At 71.3% G+C, this 23,540-nt stretch carries 21 protein-coding genes; 9 read left to right on the forward strand and 12 right to left on the reverse strand.

Annotated features, from left to right (window positions below; genetic code table 11):
• Positions 1-38 precede the first annotated feature (38 nt).
• From EXE47_RS04720 to EXE47_RS04740, 5 genes are all read right to left on the reverse strand, one after another.
• On the reverse strand, positions 39-1,097 hold the full coding sequence (locus EXE47_RS04720) for an ornithine cyclodeaminase family protein (protein ID WP_049931395.1): 1,059 nt from the start codon (positions 1,095-1,097) through the stop codon (positions 39-41).
• 20 nt (positions 1,098-1,117) lie between these two features.
• Positions 1,118-2,602: a glycerate kinase gene (locus EXE47_RS04725; RefSeq protein WP_137708060.1), complete on the reverse strand. Its 1,485-nt coding sequence runs from the start codon at positions 2,600-2,602 to the stop codon at positions 1,118-1,120.
• A gap of 85 nt (positions 2,603-2,687) precedes the next feature.
• Positions 2,688-4,067 (reverse strand): NCS2 family permease, encoded by a 1,380-nt coding sequence (locus EXE47_RS04730; protein WP_049931397.1) that lies wholly within the window; start codon positions 4,065-4,067, stop codon positions 2,688-2,690.
• Positions 4,068-4,193: 126 nt separating this feature from the next.
• On the reverse strand, positions 4,194-4,907 hold the full coding sequence (locus EXE47_RS04735) for a phosphoribosyltransferase family protein (protein ID WP_004598137.1): 714 nt from the start codon (positions 4,905-4,907) through the stop codon (positions 4,194-4,196).
• 74 nt (positions 4,908-4,981) lie between these two features.
• Entirely contained in the window at positions 4,982-5,437 is a 456-nt protein-coding gene (locus EXE47_RS04740) for a hypothetical protein (protein WP_089308047.1), read from the reverse strand.
• A gap of 183 nt (positions 5,438-5,620) precedes the next feature.
• Here EXE47_RS04740 and EXE47_RS04745 point away from each other — a divergent pair, with 183 nt between their 5' ends.
• From EXE47_RS04745 to EXE47_RS04770, 6 genes are all read left to right on the forward strand, one after another.
• Entirely contained in the window at positions 5,621-7,222 is a 1,602-nt protein-coding gene (locus tag EXE47_RS04745) for an ABC transporter substrate-binding protein (protein ID WP_086216183.1), read from the forward strand.
• Positions 7,223-7,250: 28 nt separating this feature from the next.
• Positions 7,251-8,243 (forward strand): ABC transporter permease, encoded by a 993-nt coding sequence (locus EXE47_RS04750; protein ID WP_049931400.1) that lies wholly within the window; start codon positions 7,251-7,253, stop codon positions 8,241-8,243.
• Position 8,244: 1 nt separating this feature from the next.
• Positions 8,245-9,264, forward strand: coding sequence for an ABC transporter permease (locus tag EXE47_RS04755; RefSeq protein ID WP_049931401.1), 1,020 nt, complete (start codon positions 8,245-8,247; stop codon positions 9,262-9,264).
• Entirely contained in the window at positions 9,261-10,619 is a 1,359-nt protein-coding gene (locus EXE47_RS04760) for an ABC transporter ATP-binding protein (protein WP_241988219.1), read from the forward strand. The genes EXE47_RS04755 and EXE47_RS04760 overlap by 4 nt, the downstream gene beginning before the upstream one ends.
• Positions 10,616-11,668, forward strand: coding sequence for an ABC transporter ATP-binding protein (locus EXE47_RS04765; protein ID WP_049931402.1), 1,053 nt, complete (start codon positions 10,616-10,618; stop codon positions 11,666-11,668). The genes EXE47_RS04760 and EXE47_RS04765 overlap by 4 nt, the downstream gene beginning before the upstream one ends.
• Before the next feature lie 121 nt (positions 11,669-11,789).
• On the forward strand, positions 11,790-12,941 hold the full coding sequence (locus EXE47_RS04770) for a multicopper oxidase domain-containing protein (RefSeq protein ID WP_137708061.1): 1,152 nt from the start codon (positions 11,790-11,792) through the stop codon (positions 12,939-12,941).
• A gap of 36 nt (positions 12,942-12,977) precedes the next feature.
• Here EXE47_RS04770 and EXE47_RS04775 read toward each other — a convergent pair whose 3' ends face one another.
• Both EXE47_RS04775 and npdG read right to left on the reverse strand, forming a co-directional pair.
• The gene (locus EXE47_RS04775) at positions 12,978-13,820 is read right to left on the reverse strand and encodes a polyprenyl synthetase family protein (RefSeq protein WP_049931403.1); all 843 of its coding nucleotides are present in this window, start codon (positions 13,818-13,820) and stop codon (positions 12,978-12,980) included.
• A 212-nt stretch (positions 13,821-14,032) separates the two neighbouring features.
• Positions 14,033-14,701: an NADPH-dependent F420 reductase gene (npdG, locus tag EXE47_RS04780; protein WP_049931404.1), complete on the reverse strand. Its 669-nt coding sequence runs from the start codon at positions 14,699-14,701 to the stop codon at positions 14,033-14,035.
• 126 nt (positions 14,702-14,827) lie between these two features.
• Here npdG and EXE47_RS04785 point away from each other — a divergent pair, with 126 nt between their 5' ends.
• Positions 14,828-15,133 (forward strand): MazG-like family protein, encoded by a 306-nt coding sequence (locus EXE47_RS04785; RefSeq protein WP_049931405.1) that lies wholly within the window; start codon positions 14,828-14,830, stop codon positions 15,131-15,133.
• Between the two features lie 83 nt (positions 15,134-15,216).
• On the forward strand, positions 15,217-15,387 hold the full coding sequence (locus tag EXE47_RS18400) for a hypothetical protein (RefSeq protein ID WP_155120035.1): 171 nt from the start codon (positions 15,217-15,219) through the stop codon (positions 15,385-15,387).
• A gap of 58 nt (positions 15,388-15,445) precedes the next feature.
• On the opposite strand, the gene EXE47_RS04790 is transcribed toward EXE47_RS18400, so the two are convergent.
• The 3 genes from EXE47_RS04790 to EXE47_RS04800 all read right to left on the reverse strand — a co-directional run bounded on the left by EXE47_RS04790 (position 15,446) and on the right by EXE47_RS04800 (position 20,463).
• Positions 15,446-17,140 (reverse strand): globin-coupled sensor protein, encoded by a 1,695-nt coding sequence (locus EXE47_RS04790; RefSeq protein WP_241988218.1) that lies wholly within the window; start codon positions 17,138-17,140, stop codon positions 15,446-15,448.
• Positions 17,141-17,254: 114 nt separating this feature from the next.
• Complete coding sequence (fdhF, locus tag EXE47_RS04795; RefSeq protein WP_137708062.1) at positions 17,255-19,348, reverse strand: formate dehydrogenase subunit alpha; 2,094 nt, start codon at positions 19,346-19,348, stop codon at positions 17,255-17,257.
• 188 nt (positions 19,349-19,536) lie between these two features.
• Positions 19,537-20,463: a hypothetical protein gene (locus tag EXE47_RS04800; RefSeq protein WP_049931514.1), complete on the reverse strand. Its 927-nt coding sequence runs from the start codon at positions 20,461-20,463 to the stop codon at positions 19,537-19,539.
• A 187-nt stretch (positions 20,464-20,650) separates the two neighbouring features.
• On the opposite strand from EXE47_RS04800, the gene EXE47_RS04805 reads away from it, so the two are divergent.
• Positions 20,651-21,346 (forward strand): helix-turn-helix domain-containing protein, encoded by a 696-nt coding sequence (locus EXE47_RS04805; protein WP_086216790.1) that lies wholly within the window; start codon positions 20,651-20,653, stop codon positions 21,344-21,346.
• A 21-nt stretch (positions 21,347-21,367) separates the two neighbouring features.
• Here EXE47_RS04805 and trxA read toward each other — a convergent pair whose 3' ends face one another.
• Positions 21,368-21,853, reverse strand: coding sequence for a thioredoxin (gene trxA / locus EXE47_RS04810; RefSeq protein WP_049931408.1), 486 nt, complete (start codon positions 21,851-21,853; stop codon positions 21,368-21,370).
• Positions 21,854-21,910: 57 nt separating this feature from the next.
• Positions 21,911-23,536 carry a cobyric acid synthase gene (locus EXE47_RS04815; RefSeq protein ID WP_137708063.1) on the reverse strand — a complete coding sequence of 542 codons (1,626 nt, stop codon included), beginning with the start codon at positions 23,534-23,536 and terminating at the stop codon, positions 21,911-21,913.
• Between the last annotated feature and the right edge of the window lie 4 nt (positions 23,537-23,540).

Below are 23,540 nucleotides of genomic sequence, written 5' to 3' on the forward strand. Positions count from 1 at the left end.
CCGGCGTACGCGGCGAGGAGACAAAAGCGGCCCGTCGTTCAGCCGTCGAGGCCCAGCAGGTCGAACGGGTACCCGTTGTCCAGCTCGTCGGCGCGCTCGTAGACGACGCGCGCGGCCGCCACGTCCTGAATCGCGAGCCCCGTCGAGTCGAAGACGCTGACGCCGCTCACGCCGTCGGCGTCGGCGGGGGTCCCCGGCGTCCCGGGACGGCCCGCCCGACGGCCGACGACTATCTCGCCGATCTCGCCGTAGATGTCCTCGTCGGTGAGCGTCCCCGCGGCGTAGGGGACGTTGATCTCGCCCGAGTGGGTGCACTGCTCGTGGTCGTCGATGACGACCGTGGCGTCGACGAGGAGGTCGTCCGCGAGCTCGTGTTTCCCCTCCGCGTCCGCGCCCATCGCGTTGACGTGCGTGTGGTCGCCCACGTCCTCGGGACCGACGATCGGACTCTCGACCGGCGTCACCGTCGAGAGGATATCGCAGTGGCCCGCCTCCGAGACCGAGCCCGCGCGCACGTCGAACCGGCCCCCGAAGGCGTCGAGGAAGTCGGCGACGCGCTCCTCGTCGAGGTCGCTCACGACGACCTCCTCGATGTCCCGCACCGTCGAGATCGCTTCGAGTTGGGTGTACGACTGGACGCCGGCGCCGACGATCCCGAGCGAACTCGCGTCGGGGACGGCGAGGTGGTCGGTCGCGACCGCGGCGGCCGCGCCGGTGCGTTTCATCGTCAGCGTCGTCCCGTCGAGGACCGCCAGCGGGAACGCCGTCTCGGGGTCAGAGTAGATCATCGTCCCCATCACGGTCGGGAGGTCGTGGTCGGCGGGGTTGTCGGTGTGGACGTTCACCCACTTGATCCCGGCTGCGTCCCACCCGTCGCCGGTCGCCGTCTCCTCGGCGACGTCCTCCTCACGGACATCGAGGTAGGCGGGCATCGACCGGAAGTCGCCGTTGTACTCGGGCAGATCGATGTACGACTTCGCCGGCATCTTGGCGTCGCCGCGCTCGTAGGCGGTGAACGCGCCGCGGACCGCGTCGATTACCCGGTCCATCTCGGCGTTCTCGTCTACGTCGTCTGCGTTGAGGAGCAGCGTCTGCATGCCGCAAAATTCGCCGGCCGTCACTTAGTCCCTTCCGAACGCGATCCGCTCGCCTCAGACCCCGCAACGCGTCCGCCGACCACCACCGCGCGCAGGTCGTTGACGTTCGTCCCGGTCGGTCCCGTGCGGACCAGCGCGTCCGCCCCGTCGAGCAGCGGGTACGCGTCGTGCTCGTCGAGCGCGGCCGCGGCCGCATCGCGGCTCAGGGTGGCCTCGGGGCCGTCGCCGACGAGGCGGTCGTCGATCAGCGCGCCGGCCGCGTCCGTCGCGCCGTCGATACCGTCGGTGTCGACGCTCGCGACGGCGATCCCCTCGCCGTCGCGCCCCGACGCGTCGAGCTCGGCCGCCGCCGACAGCGCGAACTCCCCGTTCGGCCCGCCCTCGCCGGGGTCCGCGCCGAGCGTCACCGTCACCTCGCCGGCCGAGAGGAGGACCGCGGGCGGAGCGACCGGGTCGCCCGCCGCCCGGCACTCCTCGGCGACCGCCGCGTGGGTCTTCGCCGCCTCCCGCGCCTCGCCGCGCACCCGCGAGGAGAGCACGAGCGGGTCGTACCCCCGCGCCGCGGCGACCTTCCGGGCCGCGTTCAGGGCCGTCCGCGCGCTCGCGACGATCCGGACCCCGACGCCGTCGAACGCCGGGTCGCCCGTCTCGGGGGTCTCCGCGACCTCGCCTGCGGCGCCGCGGTCGAGCCGCGCGGTCACGGCGTCCGGGGTGTCGACCCCGTACCGGTCGAGGACCGCGTTCGCGTCCGCGTAGGTCGTCGGGTCGGGCGAGAGCGGGCCGCTCGCGATCACCGCCGGGTCGTCGCCGGTCACGTCGCTGATCGCGAGGCCGAGGACGTCGGCGGGGGCGGCCGCCCGGGCCAGCCGTCCCCCCTTCACCGCCGAGAGGTGTTTGCGGACCGCGTTGATCTCGTCGATAGTCGCGCCGCTGGCCAGCAGCGCCTCGGTCGTCTCGCGCAGGTCGTCAAGCCCGATCCCGTCGGCGGGCGCGGCCAGCAGCGCGCTCCCGCCGCCCGTGAGCAGGCCAATCACGAGGTCGTCGGCGCCGGCGTCGGCCGTGAGCGCCCGCACCCGACGGGCGCTCTCGACGCCCGTCTCGCTCGGCGTCGGGTGGTCGCCGGGGAGGACGGCGACCCGCTCGGTCTCGACGGGGTCGTCCGTGACTACCGCGCCCTCAGCTATCCGGCCGCCGAGGAGCCGCTCGACCGCGGCCGCGAAGTGGCCCGCCGCGTTGCCCGCCCCGACGACCAGCACGCGGTCGTACGCGGCGAGGTCGTAGGCGGCCGTCGCGTCGTCGTGGGCCGTGCTCGCGTCCTCGACGCCCGCGACCGTCAGCCGGTCGCCGTCCAGCGCGAGGGCGTCGTCGACCACTCCGGCCGGGTGCGCCGCCTCGATGCCGGCCACGACGCAGTCGAGCGCGAGTTCGCGGACCGGATCGCCCGCGTGTCCCTCGCGGTCCGCGACGGTCACGGAACGGTCGGCGTCGTCGGGTGCGTCAGACATGGGTCGGATCGCTCATTCCCGTCTGCGTTCCGACGCTTCAAGAGGACTCCGCCGGGGCGCCCGGAGGAGCCCCGCCCGGCCCCGCTCAGAGGATGAGATCGGCGGTCGAGAGGACGTAGTAGACCGCCAGCAGCGCGGCGATGGCGTACTGCCCGAGCGCGACCTCGTCGCCCTCGCCGACCGCGAGCTTGATGATCGGGTACGCGACGATACCGGCCGCCAGCCCGTCGGCGATGGAGTAGGCGAACGGCATCACGGTGACCGTGAGCCCGGCGGAGACGGCCCACGCGGGATCGTCCCAGTCGACCTCGACGAGCCCCTGAAGCATCATCACGCCGACGACGATCAGCGCGATGAAGGAGGCGTACTCGGGGATCGCGGCGACGACGGGGATCACGGCGAGCGACGCGAGGAACAGCGCGGCGACGACCAGGGCGGTGAGCCCGGTGCGACCGCCCTCCTCGACGCCCGCGGACGACTCGATGAACGTCGTCACCGTCGAGGTGCCGACCATCGCGCCGAAGGTGGTCCCGACGGCGTCGGCCATCAGCGGCTTGTCCATGTCGGGGAGGTCGCCGTCATCGTCGAGGAAGTCGCCGAACTGCGAGACGCCGATGAGCGTCCCCGCGGTGTCGAAGAAGTCCACGAAGAAGAACGTGAACACGACCAGCACGAACGTGAGCGGGTCGATGTTCGCCAGCCCGTCGACGAACGCGCCCGCGAGCGGCGTGATGTCGTACTGCGCCGACGGCAGCGTCTCCGGCGTGACCGTCCCGCGGGCGAAGACGCCGCCGAGAGTGAGCGCCCAGCCGGCAATCGATGTGGTCGCGATGCCGATGACGATGGCGCCCGTGACGTTCCGCGCCCACAGCACGAACGTCAGCACCAGCCCCAAGACCCCGAGGATCGCCCACGGGTTCGCGAAGACGCCGCCGAGCGTGACCAGCGTCGCCTCGTCCGGCACGACGATCTGGAGCTCCTGAAGCCCGATGAAAAGCAGGAACAGGCCGATGCCGGCCCCGACCGAGCGCTTCACCGGCTCCGGGAACAGCCGGATGACGTACTCGCGCGCGCCGACGAGGGTCAGGAGTATGAACAGGACCCCCTCGACGAAGACGGCGGCCAGCGCCGTCTGCCACGGCACGCCGAGCCCCAGCACGACGGTGTACGCGAAGAAGGCGTTGAGCCCGAGCCCGGGCGCGAGCCCGAACGGCCGGTTCGCGTACAGCGCCATCACGGCCGTCCCCACCGCCGCCGAGAGGACGGTCGCGATGGCGATCATCTGGACCACCTCGAAGAACTCGTACCCGGGGATCTGGATCGCGTCGGCCAGGATGAACGGGTTCACGACGATGATGTACGACATCGCGAGGAACGTCGTGAGCCCGGCGACCAGTTCGGTGCGGACGTCCGACCCGTGCGACTCCACGTCGAACCGCTCGGCGAGCGTGTCTGAAAGGCCCATTGAACGGGTAGATGTTCCCCGGGATCGAGTGATAAGCTTTGCTGAACGAAGCGCTCAGATATACACAAACGCGCATTAAAACGCGAAAAAGTCCTGTTTATTCTCGAAGAGTATGCGCGAACGTGGCTACTCGAACGTGGTCAGCGCGCCGACCGGCGCGTCGGTGATCGCTCGCGCGCGGTCCATCCCCTCGTCGCCAACGGCGATGAGCGCGAACACGCCGGTAACGTCAGCGTCGCCTTGGAGCGCGATGTCCAAGAGGAGCTCTTGGGTCTCGCCCGACCGGATCAGGTCGTCGACGACCAACACCGTGTCGCCGGCGTCGATGGCGCTCGCGGGGAGGTAGTAGGTGAGCTCGATGCCCGAGGCGAGCCGCTGGCGCGACTCGATGAACTCCTCGACGGCGGTCTCCTTCGACTTCTTCGCGTACGCCAGGCGCGCGTCGAAGAAGGAGGCCATCGCCGCGCCGAGCGTGATCCCGTCCGTCGCGGCCGTCAACACCACGTCCGGCGACTCGAACTCGAACGTCTCCGCCGCCACAGGCGCCACGAGGTCGAGGAACGACTGGTCGAAGACGACGCCGGAGTTGTCGACGTAGCCTTCGTCGTCGAACTCGACGCGCGCGACCAGCTCGTCGGCGAGCGCCTCGCGCCCGACCGACTCGACCACCTCGCTCGCGCGGTCGGTGCCGGGCAGGACGTGCCCGTTCACGTACCGGTTCAGGTCGCCAGCGGGCAGCCCGGTCACCGCGGACAGCTCCTCGTACGTTCGCGTCTCCTTCAGCATCCGCAACACGGCGACCGCCTGTAGCTGGAGGGCCGCCTTCTCTGCGCGGTTCATACTAATGATCGCGATCGCACAAGTATGAACATGTCGAAGTCACACGCGGGGAGAACACCCCACGAGTGTGGTTCTCACGACTCGGGCGCGTCGAAGAACACCGCGGGGTCGTCGATCGCGATCGCGACGTGGTCGCGGTCGTCGAGCGGGCGCAGCCGGACCGTGAGCGCGCCGTCCGCCGCCGCGGCCGCGCGCAGCGAGGCGAGGTCTTCGTCGCCGATGTACGTCGGAATACAGAGCGCCACCTCCGCCGCCTCGTCGGTCGCGACCACCAGCCGGTACGCGACGCCGTCTGCGGCGCCCGCGTACACGTCGACGCCGTCGATCGCGGCCTCGTCGACCGCCTCGAGCGCCGCCTCGAACTCCGACTCCGGTAACAACACGTCGACGCGGGCCGCGTCGGCGACCGGGTTCACTTGTCCGGGGTGTCCGGCGACGGCGGTCCAGCCGCGCTCTCGGTACGCCGCTGCCGTCGACTCCGCGTCCTCCTCGACCGCTCCCCACCGCGGTCCGGGATCGGGTACGTCCATGTCGCGCGGCTATCGCCCACGTCCGTACATAAGCGTCGGTTTCCGACTCGTATCGTGCCTGTCCCGCGTACCCGCGCTCGCCCCCGACCCGTCTGCGCTACCGTCGACGGACCGTTGGCAGTCGGGCCGAAAGGGGCCGGGTCTGCCGGTAGGTTCATAACTCTCTATCGTATGGGATCGCCTATGCCTACTGACAACGACGATCATGTCGACAGGCGGACGGTGCTCAAGTACGCCGGAACGGCCGGTGCTGTCGGTCTCGCAGGCTGTTCCGGAGGCGGCGACGGCGGCGACGGCGGCGACGGTGGCGGCGACGGCGGTGACGGTGGCGACGGCGGCGGCGACAGCTTCGAACTCGGCGTCACCATGGGCCAGATGGACTCCGGGCTCGACCCGCAGGACCACGCCGAGACGAACACCGAGATCATCGTCGGCCAGCTGTACGAGGGCCTCCTCGACCGCGACAAGGAGGGCGGCATCATCGCCGGCCTCGCCAACGAGTGGGAGCGCACCGAGGACGGCAGCGTCCAGTTCATGCTGCGCGACGGGATCACTTTCCACAACGGCGACGAGGTCACGCCGCAGGACGTCCGGTACAGCATCCGCCGGATCGTCTTCGAGGACGTCGGGATCGTCAGCCCGCAGTCCAACGACCTCGGCCTGGTCGACGAGGTGACGACCGGCGACGGGCAGGTGACGGTCTCCTTCGAGGGGTTCAACCCGATCGCCTTCCAGCTGTTCGCGACGAACGGCCCGATCATGCAGCAGTCGTGGGTCGAGGAGAACGGCGGCGACTACATCAACCGGAACGCCAACGGGACGGGGCCGTTCCGCCTCACGAACTACGAGTCGGGGAACCAAGTCGTCTACGAGCCCAACGAGGAGTACTGGGACGGCGCGCCCGAGGTCGACGAGCTCACCATGACCGCCTCCAGCGAGTCGAGCACGCGGGTCAACCAGCTGCTCGCGGAGGAGACGGACATCGTGACGAACGTACCGCCGAACGAGGTGTCGCGGGTGAACAGCTCCGACGTGGCGACGATCAACTCCGTCGCGAGCGCGCGGATCATCTTCCTCCAGATGCGCTACGACGTGGAGCCGTTCTCCAGCCAGCAGTTCCGGCAGGCGATGAACCACGCGGTCGATGTCGAGAGTATCATCGAGAACGTGCTCAACGGCTTCGGCAACATCACCTCCCAGCCGACCCTCGACGGCCACGTCGGCTACAACCCCGACATCGACCCGTACCCGTACGACCCCGACGAGGCCGAGCGGCTCGTCGAGGAGTCGGGGCACGCGGGCGTCGAAATCACGCTCGAGACGCCGATCGGCCGGTACCTCCGCGACGTCCAGATCGCGCAGGCGGCCGCCAGCCAGATCGACTCGCTGTCGAACGTCTCCTGTGAGGTCGAACAGCGTGAGTTCTCTTCGCTCGTTCAGGACGTCACTGCGCCGAACATCGAGGACCGCCCGCACTTCAACCTCCTCGGGTGGGGGAACGCGGAGTTCGACGGCAGCCAGACGCTGACGCCGCTGCTCTCCTCCGAGGGCGCGCTGACGGTGCTGAAAAACGACGAGCTCGACGGGCTGCTCACGGACGCCGAGGCGACCGAGGACCCCGACGAGCGCGTCGACATCCTCCAGGAGGCGAACCAGCTCGCCCACGACCTCGCGCCGTGGGTGTTCATGCACCAGCAGTTCAGCGTCTACGGCGTCTCCAGCGACATCTCCTGGGAACCGCGGGCCGACGAGTTCATCGACCCGGACACGGCGACCCAGCAGTAACGCGACTCACCTCTCCATATCGTTAGTAATGTCACTCGGCAGATTCGCACTCAAAAGAAGCCTCCAGGGGATCGGCGTCGTCTGGGGCGTCATCACGGTCGTGTTCGCGCTCCGGTTCGTCACCCCCGGGAGCCCGATCAACGCGGTCGCGCCGCTCGACGCGTCACAGGAGACGCGGCAGGCGATCGCCGCCGAACTGGGGCTCGACCAGCCGCTGTACGTCCAGTACGGACGGTACGTCTTCGAGCTGCTCCAGGGCGACATGGGCCGGTCCTACATCCGCGGACAGGAGGTCACGACCCTCGTCTTCGAACGCCTCCCCGCCACCGTGGAACTCGCCGTCGCCGCGAGCGTCGTGGCGATCGTCTTGGCGATCCCGCTCGGCGTGATCAGCGCCACGAACCGGAACGACCCGGTCGACTACGGCGCGACACTGCTGTCGCTCGGCGGCATCTCGACGCCGAACTTCTGGCTCGGGATCATGCTCATCCTGATCTTCGCGGTGGAGTTCAACATCTTCAACACCAGCGGCCGCGGGGTCGACGTCGGCGACGTCGCCCTCTCGGTCGTCAACGCCGAGCCGTTCGTCGGGACGCTGCTGACGTGGCTCGCGTACATCACGCTGCCCGCGATCGCCTTGGGGACCTACTTCATGGCGCTCATCACCCGGCTGACGCGGTCCGGGATGCTGGACGAACTCAGCCAGGGCTACGTTCAGGCCGCGCGCGCCAAGGGGCTCCCGCGGACGCTGATCCGATACAAACACGCGCTCCGGAACACCCTCATCCCCGTGATCACCGTCCTCGGACTCCAGCTCGGGACGCTGATCGGCGGCGCCGTGATCACCGAGGCGGTGTTCTCCTGGCCCGGGCTCGGCACGCTGGTCATCGAGAGCATCAACCAGCGGGACTGGCCCGCGCTCCAGGGGAGCCTCATCGTCATCGGGACGAGTTTCGTCCTCGTCAACATCCTCGTCGACGTTGTGTACGCCTACCTCGACCCGGAGGTGGTGACCGACTAACATGGTCTCTTCACGTGTCATTCGCAATCTCAAGAAGGAGTTCAGACAGAGCGGGCTCGCGAAGCTCGGGCTGGCGCTGGTGGTGATCATCGTGTTGGCCGCCGTGTTCGCCCCGTTCATCGCGCCCCACAACCCGAACGACCAACAGCTCAACCAGAGCGAGCTGCCGCCGATCGGCTTCTCGCAGACGGAGGAGCGGACCTCCTCGCAGATGGTCGACGGCGAGATCCAGACCGTCACCGAGGAGGTCGAGATCACCGCGGACCCGGCCCACGTGTTCGGCACCGACGGGCTCGGTCGCGACATGTTCTCGCGAGTGGTGTACGGCGCCCGGACCTCGCTCGTCGTCGGCGTCCTCGGGACGCTCTTGGCGGCGTCGATCGGGGTGCCGGTCGGCCTGCTCGCCGGCTACCACCGCGGACGGGTCGACGACGCGCTGATGCGGATCGCGGACATCAGCCTCGCGTTCCCCTCGCTCGTGTTGGCGGTCGCGCTGATCGGGCTGTGGGGCCGCGCGGCGGTGAACGTCCCCGACCCGTTCGTCGTCGCTGGCCTCGCGCCGGAGATGCCGAGCAGCTTCGTATTGCCGATAACGGTGGTGATCGTCGTCGGCCTCGTCAACTGGGTGTGGTTCGCCCGCGTCGCCCGCGGGGAGGCGCTCTCCCTGCGCGGGCAGGAGTACGTGAAGGCGTCGCGCGCGCTCGGCGCCGGCGACAACACGATCATCCTCCGGCACGTCCTCCCGAACGCGATCACGCCGATCATCGTCCTCGGGACGGTGCAGGTGGCGGCGATCATCCTCTTGGAGAGCTCGCTGTCGTTCCTCGGCTTCTCCGGGACCACGCTGTCGTGGGGCTTCGACATCGCGCAGGGGCGCGACTACGTCTCCTCCGGCCAGTGGTGGATCGCCTCCATCCCCGGGCTCGCGATCATGCTGTCGGTGATCGGGATCAATCTGCTCGGCGACTGGCTGCGTGACGCCTTGGACCCCGGTATCGAGGGCGAAGGGGGTGCCGCATGAGGGACGCCGAGCGGCCGGACGACGACCCGGCGGGGAGCGAGCCGACCGCGGCGACCGACGGCGGGGCGAGCGACCCCGCCGCGACCGCCGACGCCGGACGCCTCGGCGCGGCGACGCCGAGCGGGGCGCCCGCGCCCGGCGACGTGCTGTCGGTCCGGGACCTCTCGACCCGCTTCTTCACCGAAGAGGGGCAGATCAACGCGGTGGAGTCGGCGTCGTTCGACCTCCGCGAGGACGAGATCCTCGGCGTGGTCGGCGAGTCCGGCTCCGGCAAGTCCGTGACGGCGCTGTCGCTCGTCGACCTCGTCGAGACCCCGGGCCGGATCACCGCCGGCGAGGTGTGGTACCGCGACCCCGACCTCGCCGAGGAGTTCCGCGGGACCGAGGGGGTCGGGGTCGACGGCGACCACGTCGACCTCCGGACCGTGCCGCCCAGCGTCCGGCGGTCGCTGCGCGGCCCCTCGTTCAGCGTCATCTTCCAGGACCCGATGAGCAGCTTCAACCCCTCGATCACCGTCGGCGAACAGATCGCCGAGGCGGTCGAGGTGCAGCGGCGGGCGCGGGCGAACCCCCGCTCGACGCGCTCGCGGACGCAGGGGTACGGGCTCGGGAAGTACCTCCTCGACGGGATCGTCCCCGGTCGCGACTACACGAGCGAGGAGAGCATGGACCGGGCGGTCGAGCTGCTCGGGCAGGTCGGCATCCCCGACCCCGAGGAGCGCGTCGACGAGTACCCCGGCCAGTTCTCGGGCGGGATGCTCCAGCGCGCGATGATCGCGCAGGCGCTCGCCGGCGAGCCGGACGTGCTGATCGCCGACGAGCCGACGACCGCCCTCGACGTGACGATCCAGGCGCAGATCCTGAACCTGCTGAAAGAGATCCAGGCGGACCGCGGGATGAGCATCGTGCTCATCACCCACGACCTCGGTGTCATCGCCGAGATGTGCGACCGCGTCTGCGTGATGTACGCCGGCGAGATCGTCGAGCGCGGCACGCTCGACTCCGTCTTCGAGGACACCGTTCACCCGTACACGCGGGGGCTGCTCGGCTCCATCCCGGACGTGGACGACCCGCGGGCGCGGCTCGAACCGATCGCGGGCAACGTCCCGAGCCTGATCGACGCCGAGATGGGCGACCGGTGTTACTTCGCGGACCGGTGCCCGAAGGCGATGGAGGCGTGCCTCGACAAGCCGCCCGAGGCGACGGTCGAGGCCGCCGCCGACCACGGCGCCAAGTGCGTCCTCGCGGACCGCGAGTACGACCCGGCCGACGCGCTCCCCGACGGCTACTTCGACGGGGGCGACGCCGCCGATCCCGACGACGGGGTCGCGGCTGACGGAGGTGACGGCGAGTGAGCGACTCGCTGCTCTCCGTCGACGGGCTGAAAAAGTACTACGCGGACGACCCGTCGCTCGTCGACCGCCTGCTCGGACAGGAGTCGGAGAGCGTGAAGGCGGTCGACGGCGTCTCCTTCGACGTGCGCGAGGGCGAGACGCTCGGGCTCGTCGGCGAGTCCGGCTGCGGGAAGTCGACGACCGGCGAGACGGTGTTGCGGCTCCGCGAGCCCACCGCCGGCGAGATCACCTTCGACGGCGAGGACGTGCGGGGCATGGGATCGCGGGAGCTGACGGAGTTCCGCCGGCGCGCCCAGATCGTGTTCCAGGACCCGTTCTCCAGTCTCGACCCGCGGATGACCACCGGCGACATCGTCACTGAGGGGTTGCGGATCCACGACGTGGCCGACCGGGCTGAGCGGCGCGAGACGGCCCGCGACCTGCTCGAACGCGTCGGGCTGTCCGCCGACCAGATGGACCGGTACCCCCACGAATTCTCCGGCGGGCAGCGACAGCGGATCGGGATCGCCCGCGCGCTCGCTTTGGACCCCGACTTCGTCGTCCTCGACGAGCCGGTGTCCGCCCTCGACGTGAGCGTTCAGGCCCAGATCCTGAACCTGCTCGAAGACCTTCAGGACGACTTCGGGCTCACGTTCCTCTTCATCGCGCACAACCTCGGCGTGGTCCGCCACGTCTGCGACCGCGTCGCGGTGATGTACCTCGGCGAGATCGTCGAGATCGGGCCGGTCGAGGAGATCTTCGACGACCCCGCCCACCCGTACACGAAGGCGCTCCTGTCGAGCGTCCCGCGAGCGAGCACGGACGCGCGAGACGAGGAGTTCACCACGCTCCGCGGCGACGTGCCCTCGCCGCGGAACCCGCCGAGCGGGTGTCGGTTCCACACCCGATGTCCGGAGGCGCGGGCCGCCTGCCGGGAGTCGACCCCCCCGGGGTACGACCTCGGCGAGGAGCGCACGGCGACCTGCTTCCGGACGGACGACGACCACGCCTACTGGGACAGCGAGCCCATCGGCGAGAACGCGGCCGCCGAGGAGCCGGCGGACGACTGAGCGATCCGGTCGCCGCGGTCCCTGCCGCATTTATGTGCTCGCGGACGAACTGGTTCGCTCGTCGTGTCTCGAACCGGGAAGCCGCGCCCGGGTTATCTCCCCCCACCCCCTCGCTTGAGACATGTCGCAGAACGACTCCGTCTCCGACGGCGGCTTCGCGCGACGAACGATCCTTCAGGCCGCGGGGCTCTCGGGCGTCGCCGGGCTGGCGGGCTGTCTGAACGAGGCCACCACCACCGCGAGCGCCGGCGACGACGCGGACCCGCCGGCGACCGACGACGGGCCGACGCTCCCGGAGACGGGGTCGCCGGAGGTCGTCGACCTCGACGAGCGCGGCCGCGAGGTGACGCTGCGCTCGGTCCACGCCCGACATGCGGCCCACCCCGGGAGATCGCTGGGCGGGCCGGTCGAGATGCCGGTGACGTGGGCGTTCCAGGCCGACGACGGGACACCGAGCGTCCCCGGCCCGGTGCTCCGGGCGACCGAGGGCGACGACCTCTCGATCACCCTCGACAACACCGGCGGGGAGATGCCGCACACGCTCCACTTCCACGGCGTCTCGAAGTCGTGGAAGGACGACGGGGTCCCGTCCACGACGGGGATCACCGTGATGCCCGGCGAGGAGCACACCTACCAGATCGGCGCGGACGTGCCCGGCACCCACCTCTACCACTGCCACTTCAACACCCCGATGCACATGGACATGGGGATGTACGGGATCCTCCGGATCGACCCCGAGGGGTACGAGGAAGCCGACGTCGAGCAGTTCATGACGCTGAAAGACTGGGACACGCGGCTCTCCCGGTCGTACGGCGGCGCGGACGCCAGCTACGACGTTCAGGACCGTCGCCCCGACGCGTTCACGATCAACGGCCGCGTCGCGCCGTACACGCTCAACCCCGACCACGGCTCGCCGGTCGTCGTCAGCGAGGGCGACACGGTGCGGCTCCACCTGGTCAACGCGGGGTTCATGTCGCACCCGATGCACACGCACAACCACCGGTTCCGCACGGTGGAGAAGGACGGCGCGCCGTACCCCGAGGTACTGCAATTACCTGAGGACGTGGTGAACGTCGCGCCCGCGGAGCGGTACACCATCGAGTTCGCGGCGGACGCGGACCCCGGAATCTACCCGATGCACTGCCACAAGGTGGACCACGTCCAGAACGGCGGCGTCTACCCCGGCGGGATGCTCACTGCCATCGTCTACGAGGAGGCGATGGGGACCGAGGTGTTCGCGGACCTCATGGAGAAAGCGGAGTACGAGATCTGAGCGCCGGGATCTGACCGCACGAACGCTCTCTTCCGATCACCGTTCGCGGACGACGACGAACTCTGCGAGGTCGCGCAGGTACTCGATCGCCTCGGTCTCGGGCGGATCGGCGTCGTCGAGGGCGGCGAGCGCGCGCTCCGACTCGGCGCGGGCACGCTCGTTGATCTCCTCGGGCGACAGCGACGTGACCTGGAGGACGCTCGGGCGGTCCATCTCAGCGTCCTGTCCGGTCGGTTTGCCGAGGTCGTCGGCGTCGGCGGTGGCGTCCAACACGTCGTCGCGCATCTGGAAGGCAACGCCGACGCGCTCCGCGTACTCGCCGAACGAGTCGATCGCGTGGGGGTCGGCGCCGCCCGCGACCGCGCCCAACTCGGCGGCGGCGCGGAACAGCGCGCCCGTCTTCCGGCGCGCCAGATCCATGTACTCGGCCTCGTTGGTCGGGCGCGCGGCGAGCTCGGTCGCCTCGCCCTCGCCGAGTTCGACCATCGCCTCGGCGACGGTGCGCATCGCGCGCGGCTCGGCGGAGAACAGCGCGAACGCCTCGCCGAGCAGGCCGTCACTCGCGATGATCGCCGGGCCGTAGCCGAACTCCGCCCACGCGGCGGGGGTGCCGCGGCGGACCTCGGAGCGGTCGATGATGTCGTCGATCACGAGCGAGGCGTTGTGGACGAACTCGATACCGGCCGCGAAGTCGACCGCCTCCTCGGGGTCGCCGTCGAACGCCTCGCAGGCGAGGACGGTCACCGCGGGGCGGACGCGCTTGCCGCCCGCGAGGACGACGTGCCCCACCTCACCGGACAGCTCCTCGGGCTCGACGTCGTCGATGACCGACTCGATCCGGTCTTCGACCAGCCCGACCCGACGCTGCAAGTACTCCATCTACCGACCGGAGGGCCCCGGCGCGCAAAGGCCTAACGGAACGCCGTGCCGGCGGAGATCCGGACGACTGCGCCGACGCTCGCCCGGGGATCTCTCCCGTGGTTCGCGGCCCCGGAACCTCACCGCCGAGCCGGGACTCCGGCGGCGTTCGCCGCCGATCCGCGGGCGGTCATCCGTTCGTCATAGCGCCCGGCGACGGTCCGCCTCCGGTCCTACTGGAACCGAACGCCTAGGTCGTTGAGCCCGTCGTTGTTCGAGGCGACGTTGATCAGAAGCGGCGTCAGCGCCTCGATCTCGGGTGCGTTGGCGATCCCGCCCGCGTCGAGCGCGCGGAGCCCCTCGATCCCCTCGGCGACGTCCGCGACCGTTCGCTTCGCGTCCTCGTCGTCGCCGATGACGAGCGTGTCGACGCCGAGGTCGGCGTCGAGGTTCGCCAGCCGCGCGGCGGCGAGGTTGTGGAACGCGCCGACGACGGCGACGCCCTCCGGCGCCGCGTCGGCGACGATCGCGGTCACTGAGCCCGCGCCGGGCTTGTGGTAGTGGAACCCCTCGTCGTCGCGTTTCATCCCCGTGGCGGGCGAGACGAGCACGTCGCCGTCGTCCAGCGACCCCGCCACCGCCTCCACGGTGTCGCCGACGTGATACGGCGGCACCGCGAGGACGACGACGCGGGCGTCGGCGGCGACAGCGGCGTTCTCCCCGCCGGTCACCGCGGCGTCGAGCCCGCGGCTCTCCAGTTCGGTCGTGTACTCCTCGGCCTTGGTCTCGGCCTTCTCGGCCTCCCGCGACCCGACCGCGATCCGGTGCGGGGTGTCCGCCGCCAGCCGGAGCGCGAGCCCCTCGCCGATGTCGCCGGTGCCGCCGAGTATCGCGATTCGCATACGAACAATGGGGTCGCTCGCGTCTTAGGGGTTGCGCGACCGGCCGTCCTCGCCACCACCGAAGCCCGCGGTCTCGGGGCGACCGAAGCGGGAGGATTCTTTACCGAGGCGAGGGAGGCCACGCGTATGGACGAGCAGGACCGCGTCGCCGCCTTCGTCGCCGAGCACGGGTTAGAGACCGACCTCGCGCACCGGGTCCTCGACCTCGAGAGCGAGGTCGGCGAGATCGCCAAGGAGGTGGCGACCTCGACCGACTACGGAAGCGAGCCGGACGCCGCCGCGATCGCGACCGACGAGATCGGCGACGCGCTGTTCGCGCTGCTCGCGCTCGCCGAGGCGGCGGACGCCGACGCCGCCGAGGCGCTCGACGAGTCGCTGGCGAAGTACGAGGCGCGGATCGCGTCCTCCGGCGACGCCGGGTCCGGGCAATAGTGACCCGACCGGCGACGCCGGGGCCGGGCAAGACCGACCCGCCCCGGGCGTCGGTTCAAGTGCGTCGGCCGCCTACCCCGCCCATGACCGACACCCCGTCGCTCGCGCTCCGCTACGTCGCCTGCGACGCCTGCGAGACGGTGTTCGCCCGGGCCGACGCCGCTGCGGAGCCGGACGCCTGCGACCGGTGCGGCGCCCCCGCGCTCCGCGAGCTCTCCGGCGTTCGAGGACCGGACGCGTACTTCGTCCCCTGAGTCAGACCGCTCGGGCCGCGGCTCCTGCGCCTCCGACGCGCCGGTCACGCCGACCGGCTCACCGGAGGTCGTCCATCTCTAGGTCGCCGGCCGCGATCGCCTGTAACTCCTCGTCGGAGAGGCGGTCGATCACGAACTCCGGCATCCCTTCCGGCAGCCCCGCCGGGATCGACCGGCCGCCGTCCGTCACCGACGCCGCTTGGAATCCGTCGTCGCCGCCGTCGGCGGACAGCCGGCGCACGCTGCGTTCGACCTCCTCGACCGCCGCGGACTGGCACTCGCTCTCCTCCGCGAGCTCTCCCATCCGCTCCGAGATCTGATTCGACTGCTCGACCACCCCGTCGATCGTCGCGGCGATCTCCTCGGCGGCCGCGGCCTGCTCGTCGGTCACGTCGGAGACCTCGTCGATCCCGTCGGCCGTCTCGGTGACTGCCTCGGCGATGTCGGTGAGGCTCTCCGCCGCGTCGCCGACGCGCTCGCTCCCCTCGTCGACTCGCACCGTCGTCTCCGAGAGGCTCTCGACCGTCTCCTCGGTGTCGGCGCGGATGCCGTCGACCATCGACTCGATGTCGCTCGCGTGCCCCTGCGACTCCTCCGCGAGCGACTTGATCTCGTCGGCGACGACGCCGAACCCGGCACCCGCCTCGCCGGCCCGGGCCGCCTCGATCGAGGCGTTGAGCGCGAGCAGGTTCGTCTGGTCGGCGATCCCGTCGATCGCGTCGACGAACTCGTCGATCTCCTCGACCCGCTCTTGAAGCGCCTCCACGTCGGCCGCCACCTCGTCGACCGCGTCGCCGATGTCGTCCATGGCCGACGCGGCGTCGTCGGCCGCGTCACGGCCGTCCTCCGCGAGGGCCTCTGCCCGGCTGCTCGTCCGATCGACCTCGTCGGCCGTCGACGCCACCTCCTCGACGGTCGCCGAGAGGTTCGCGACCTCGGAGGAGACCTCGGCGACCCGCCGCGACTGTTCCTCGGCCGCGTCGCCCACCTCGGCGGCGCTCTCGGCGACGTCGCCCGCCGACTCGCGGAGGTCGCTGATCGGGTCTTCGACCTCCGCCTCCACCTCCGCCATCAGCTCCTCGTTCCGCTCGACGGCCGCCGAGAGCTTCTCGCTGTACGAGTGGATGTACGTGTCCGTGACGACCTGCATGTCGAGGTTGACGATCCGGAGGACGGAGAGCAGGTCCTCGATCGCGTCGTCGACCTCCGCCTCGACCGCCGCCGCGGTCTCGTCGTCGACCGTCCCGCCGTCGTCGGGGGCCAGCCGGTCGGTGAGCGAGTCGACGAGCCGGTCGCCGATAAGCGGGAGGATCAGGTCGTAGTAGACACCGTACTGCCCGATGTAGTGTTTCATCGGCATTTCCAGCATGTCGTGGATCTTGCCGATCCGCGCCCGGTCCTCGAAGTACTCCGTCCCGTACTCGCCCCCCGCGAGCGTCACGAGGTACGCCGACTGGGTCCGCTTGAGCTGTTCGAGTCCCTTGTCGGACCGGCCGATCACCGCGGTCGTCTGCTCGTGCTCGGTGAGGTTCTCGTAGAAGTCGTCCGCGATCTGCTCCGCGTTCTCCGCGAACGCGTCCTCGTACCGGCTCAGTCGCCGCTCGTCTTCTGCGTCGAAGCCGACGAACTCCTTTCGCCACGCGATCTCGTCCCCGTCGAGACCGATCTCATCGACCAGCTCACCCACGTCGAGCCCGTCGTTCAAGCCGCCCTGACCGAAGTCGTGCCGGCCGTACTCTCCCGATGTAGCCATGCTGAGACCTCTCCGCTTGGGTTATATAAACGGCCACCCCCAGGTCTCACGGCTGATACCGGCGATTCGTGCCGCCTATCCGCGACGGACGGCCGACCCCGCGTCGGCGCCCGTTCAGTCGGCGCCGGCCGCGTCGCCTTCCGCGGGCGCGTCCCCCTCGGCGACCGGCTCGACCGCGACCGCCGAGTGCTTGAACTCGGGGATCTTCGCCGCCGGGTCGAGCGCGTCGCCCGTCAGCGCGTTCGCGAGCGGGTCCGGGTAGTGGAACGTACAGAACACGACGCCCTCGCGGACCGCCGGCGTGACCTCGGCGGCGACCTCGACGCTCCCGCGCTCGTTCGAGACGGTCACTCGGTCGCCGTCCTCGATCTCGCGATCGGCGGCGTCCGCCGGGTGGATCTGGAGCGCGTCCTCGCCCCGCATCGCCACGAGTCGGTCGGAGCGCCGGCTGAGCGCCCCGCTGTTGAACTGCTGCATCACGCGACCGGTCGTCAGCGTCAGCTCGCCGGCGTCGAGTTCGTCCGCGGGCGGGACCGGGTCGACGACCGCGAGCGGGGCGGTGCGCTCGCCCGTCGCGAACGTCTCCGCGTGTAACACGTCGGTGCCGGCCCCGTCGCTCGCCGAGAACGGCCACCGCTGGTAGCCGCCGCCGATCTCCGCGTAGCTCATCCCCTCGTAGATCGGGGCGACGCGGGTCAGCTCCTCGAAGGCCGCCTCCGGGCCGTCGTGGTCGAACGCGTCCGGCCGGTCGGTCAGCCGCTGGCCGAGGTCGGTGAGGATCTCGAAGTCCCGTCGCGCGTTCCCCGGCAGGTCCGCGTTCGGCCGCATCCGCATCACGCGCCGGTCGGTGTTCGTCACGGTCCCGGCCTTCTCGGCCCACGCGCTCCCGGGGAGGACCACGTCCGCGTGCTTGGCCGTCGCCGTCTCGAACAGGTCGATGACGACGCAGAAGTCGAGGTCGTCGAACGCCGACGCGACCGCCGTCGCGTTCGGCTCGGTGACGGCCGGGTTCTCGCCGAAGACGACCGCCGCGCGCACCTCGTCGCCGAACCGGTGGGTCGCCTCCACCTCGGTGAGGCCGGGCTCCGCCGGCGGCTCGACCCCCCACACCTCGGCGACGCGCTCGCGGGCGGCCGCGTCCGTCACGGGCTCGTACCCGGGGAGCACGCCTGGCAGTCCTCCAACGTCACTCGTGCCCTGAACGTTGTTTTGGCCCCGCAGCGGGTTCACGCCCGTCCCGGGGCGGCCGACGTTGCCGGTCAGCAGCGCGAGGTTGAGCAGGGCGTGGACGTTGTCGGTGCCGCAGCGGTGCTGGCTCGTCCCCATCCCCGTCACGATCGCGGCGCGGTCGGCCTCGCCGTACGCCCGGGCGACCTCCCGGATCGCCCCCGGGTCGACGCCGGCCGCCTCGGCGTTCGCGGCGACGTCCACGCCGGCGAGGTGGCCGCGAAGGCGGTCGAACCCGGTCGTGCGCTCGTCGAGGAACGACTCGTCGACGAGGTCCTCTTCGACGAGGACCGCCGCGACCGCGTTCGCCACCTCGATGTCGGTGCCGGGGCGCAGCGGCAGGTGGACGTCCGCCGCCTCGGTGGTGTCGTTCGCGCGCGGGTCGACGTGGACCAGCGTCGCGCCGTCGCGGATCGCCGGGAGGAGGTACGACCGGAACGCCACGGGGTGTTGCTCGGCCGGGTTGGCCCCGTTGACGAACAGGCAGTCCGTCTCCCGGAGGTCGTCGAGCGTGTTCGTCATCGCGCCGGCCCCGAACCGCTCGCTCATCGCCGCGACGGTCGAGGAGTGACAGAGCCGCGCGCAGTTGTCGACGTTGTTGGTCCCGAGGACGCGCGCGAGCTTCTGGAGGACGTAGTTCTCCTCGTTCGTACAGTTCGACGACGCGAAGAACTGGACGGCGTCGGGGCCGTGCTCGTCGACCACGCGCCCGATTCCGCTCGCGACGCGGTCGAGCGCCTCCCCCCACGGCGCGGTGACGAAGTGCCCGTCGTGTCGGACCAGCGGCTCCGTCAGGCGGTCCTCGTGGTCGACCACGTCGAACGCGGCCGCCCCCTTCGGGCAGATCTCTCCCTTGGCGTTCACCGCCCCCTCGACGCCGGTCGCGCCGCCGCGGTCGGCGTACTCGATCTGGCAGCCGACGCCGCAGAACGGACAGACGGTGGGGTTCGACTCGAAGCTCCGTTCGGTCGGATCGGGCATCGGTCCCACGTAGGAGCCCCAGCACCCTCCGAACACCCCCGGCGTAGCGTGGTGTTTTAATTACCCTCTCGTCTCGGTGCCGGCCCTCCCGTCTCGGTATCCGTCCCCTCGCCTCGATGTCCGCCCGCTTCTCGCGCCGGTCGACGGTGTTCGTCTGCCGTCTTCGCGCCCCCCGACGCGGCGGCGAGTCACCCGGTCACGGCGTCGCTCCCCGCCGGCGCGAGCAGGCGGCCGAGAGACAGGGCGCCCGCGGTCACGAGGCAGGCGGCGAACGCGATCGTGCCGAGCTTCCCGCCGAAGCCGACGAAGTACGGCGCCGCGCCGACGAACGCCACGCCGGCTGTCCCGCCGGCCAACAGCATCGCGCCGGGCCCTGGGATCCGCTCCGGGGTGGCCATCCCGGCGAACGACGCGCAGAAGGCGACCGCAGCGACCGCGTCGCCCGCGGCGAACAGCGGCGGACAGACGAGGCCGGCCGCGAGCCCGACGACGGCGGAGGCGACGACCGGGCCGTGGTCGAGCTGAACGCTCACGAGGTACGTGACGGGCGCGGCGACGGCCGCCGCGGCGACGAGCCCCGTCGCGACGGCCGGCTCCGGGACCGTCCCCGCGCCGGGAGTCAGCCCGCCGAGCGCCGCCACCGACAGGCAGCCGACGAACGCCGTCGTGCCGAGCTTCCCGCCGAACCCGTTGAACGCGCGCTTGGCGGCGACGAAGACGCCGGCGGCGACGAGGCCGGCGGCGGCCACCGACCCGAGTTCGGCGTCGGCCGCGGGGGTCGCCATCCCGACGAACGAACCGCAGTAGGCGGGGGCGCCGTACGTCTCGGTCAGGAGGTGCGCGCAGAGCCCAACGAGCGCGGACGCGACGACCGCGCCGACGCCCACCCGCACGGAGAGGGCGTACGTGACCGGCGCCGCGGCGGCGACGGCGGTCGCGTTGCCGAGGTCGGTCCGCGTGACGCCGAAGCCGTCCGTCCGCAGCGCGTCCCGGGTCTCCCTCGCGACGGTGGCGCCGAGGCTCACCGCGCCGACCGCGAGGACGACCGCGCCGGCCAGCAGGTTCGGTCCGCCTCCGGCGCCGCCGGCCAACCCCGCGGCCGCCGCGACGCTCATTCCGCCCCCGGCGCCGGCCAGGGCGATCGCTCCGAGTGCGTGGATCGCTCGTGTCACGGCTGCGACTCCGGGGCGCGGACCGATACCGACTGGCCCTCAGTATTGCGGGTGTTCTCTGCGAGACCCGGTCACGGGACCGGTGTATCGTGGATCAGGCATTTGTACCCGTCGTGCTAACCCCGATCTGATGGGAACCGGAGGGAAGCCGGCGGACGACGGTGTCGCGGCCGCGCACGGGGGCGTTCGCGCCGGCGTCGCGATCCACGGGACCGAGGGGTGTCCGGTCGTCGCCGCGTCGACCGTCCACGACGGACCGATAACCGGCGTCAACTGGACGCACGTGGGTGACACGCACACCGAGGAGTTCCGCGCCCGCGACCCGGACGCGGTCGACCGCGCGGAGGGGGTCCCGACGCCCACCTCGGTCGTCGACCTCGGCGACGAGCGGGTGTACCGGTACGACCGCCCGCGCGACGGGGCGTGCGCCTGCCGGATAATCGAGGAGCTCGACTGCCCGATCGCGGACGCCCGCGCCGAGGACGGCGTCCTCCTCCTGACGCTCCACCTCCCCGACCTCGAACGCCTGCGCGACATCGTCTCGGCGCTCGACGGGACGGCGGAGCGCGTCGAGGTCCGCTACCTCGTCGAGGGGTCGGCGCGCGGCGACGAGGTGTCGGACCGGACCCTCGTCGACCGCGGCCGCCTCACCGATCGCCAGTGCGAGGTGTTGCGGACCGCCTACCGCATGGGCTACTTCGAACGCCCCCGCGACGCCAACGCGAGCGCGGTCGCCGACGCGCTCGACATCTCTCCCTCGACGTTCGCCGAGCACCTCGCGACCGCACAGCGGAAGCTCTTGGAGGAGACGCTCGCGGAGAACTGAGGGCTCTGCTCCGCCGCCGCGTCAGGCGGCGTGTTCGTTGATCGCGGATTCAAGCGTCGCCCGGTCCTGCGCGCCGACGAACCGGTCGACCGCCTCGCCGCCGGCAAACAGGACGAGCGTCGGGATGCTGCGCGCGCCCAGCTGCTGGGCGACCGCCTGGTTCGCGTCGACGTCGACCTTGGCGATCGCGGCGTCGCTTTCGGCCGCGAGCGCCTCGATCGTGGGCTCCATCATCTGACAGGGGCCACACCAGTCGGCGTAACAGTCCACGAGGACGACGTCGTGCTCGTCGACCGTGCGCTGGAGTTCGTCCGGTCCGTTCACGTGGATCGGCTCGTCCGGGGTCGCCGCCCCGCCGTCGCCCGTCTCGGTTCCGGCGCCCTCGTCGAGCGCGTCGCCGTCGCCGAGGCGCGCTTCCAGCTCTCGGCGCTTCTGCTCGCGAATCCGCTCGCGCTCGGTCTTCGCGTCGTCTCCCGTCGATTCGTTCGCTTCGGCTGCGTCGCTCATGCGCCAGTATTGGGTGTTTAGGACAATATACTTTCCGCCTTCGGATCCCCCGTCGCCTCACTCCGCGGACCCGAGGAGCTCGTCGAGCCCGGCGGCGGCCAGGTCCACGTGGTCCGCGACGAGGTCGGCCGCGCGCTCGTACGGCGACCGGTCGGCGGTCGTCGCGTCCGGGCGCGTCCGGCCCGCGCTCGCGAAGACCGTCTCGACGAAGGCGTCGCGCACGGCCGGCGTCTCGAAGAGTCCGTGGAGGTACGTCCCGAGGACACGGTCGGTGGCGACGCCCTCGGCACCGAGCGGCTCGGTCGCGAGCAGCGTCGGCGCGGCCTCCCGCTCCCCGTCGTCGAGGACCCGCGTCCGCCCGGCGCGGATCTCGTAGCCCGTCGCGCGCCCCTCGGCGCCGGCGATCGGGCCGACGCCGTCGACCGCCCGGGTGACGCGCTCGACGCGCTTCTCCGTCGAGAACCGCGTCTCGACTGGCAGGAGGCCGACCCCCGGAACCGCTTCGCGGTCGCCGACGCCCTCGACGGCCGCGTCGAGGAGCCGTTCGCCGAGCAGCTGGTACCCGCCGCAGACGCCGACCACGGGGGCGTCGAACGCGCGCAGCGCGCCGTCGAAGCCGGCCTCGCGGAGTGCGAGCAGGTCGTCGACGGTGTTCTTCGACCCCGGGAGGACCACCGCGTCGACCCCGTCGAGCGCGGCGTCGAGCGGGAGGTAGGCGACGCGGACTCCCGGCTCGCGCGCGAGCGGCTCCAGGTCGGTGAAGTTCGAGATGCGCGGCAGCCGCGGGACCCCGACCCGGACGGCCTCGTCGTCCGGAACGCCGTCGTCGGTGCCGAGGACGCCGCCGCTACCGGTCCCGCCGCCACCGCTTCCGTCCTCGGCGGTCGCCGCGTCGGGCAGCGAGAGGCTGTCCTCCGCCGGGAGCCCCGGGTCGTCGTGCGGGACGACGCCGACGACGGGCACGCCGGTTCGGGCCTCGATCTCGTCGATCCCGGGTTCGAGGAGGGCCGGGTCGCCGCGGAACTTCGTGATCACGGCGCCGCACACGCGCTCGCGGAGGTCGTCGGGGAGCAGTTCGAGGGTCCCGTAGAGGCTCGCGAACGCGCCGCCGCGCTCGATGTCGACCGCGATCAGGATCGCCGCGTCCGCGAACCGCGCGCACTCGACGTTCGCGAGGTCGCGGTCGTGGAGGTTGATCTCGGCGATGCTCCCCGCGCCTTCGGCGACGATCACGTCGTGGTCGGCCGCGAGGCGCTCGTGGGCGGCGACCGCGGCGTCGCGGGCGGTCGCCCAGTGGTCGTCGTAGTACGTCGACGCCGGAGCGTTCGCGACCGCCTCGCCGTCGACGATCACCTGGCTCTCGCCGCCGCCGCGCGGCTTGAGCAGGACGGGGTTCACGTCGGTCGTCGGCACGGTCTCGGCCGCCCGGGCCTGGACGTGTTGGGAGACGCCGACCTCGCCCCACTCGCCGTCCGGGGCGAGCGCGACCCGCGCGTTGTTGCTCATGTTCTGGGCCTTGTACGGTGCGACCGAGACGCCGCGCCGCGCGAGCAGTCGGCAGAGCCCGGCCGCCAGCGTGCTCTTGCCGACGTGGCTCGCGGTACCCGCGATCAGCACCGTGTCGGCGTCACTCTCCGGGTCCGCCTCGGCCCCGCCGCCCTCGTCCGCGCCGGCGTCGGTCACGGTC

The sequence above is a fragment of the Halorubrum sp. GN12_10-3_MGM genome (genome assembly GCF_005435235.1).
Lineage (GTDB): Archaea > Halobacteriota > Halobacteria > Halobacteriales > Haloferacaceae > Halorubrum > Halorubrum ezzemoulense.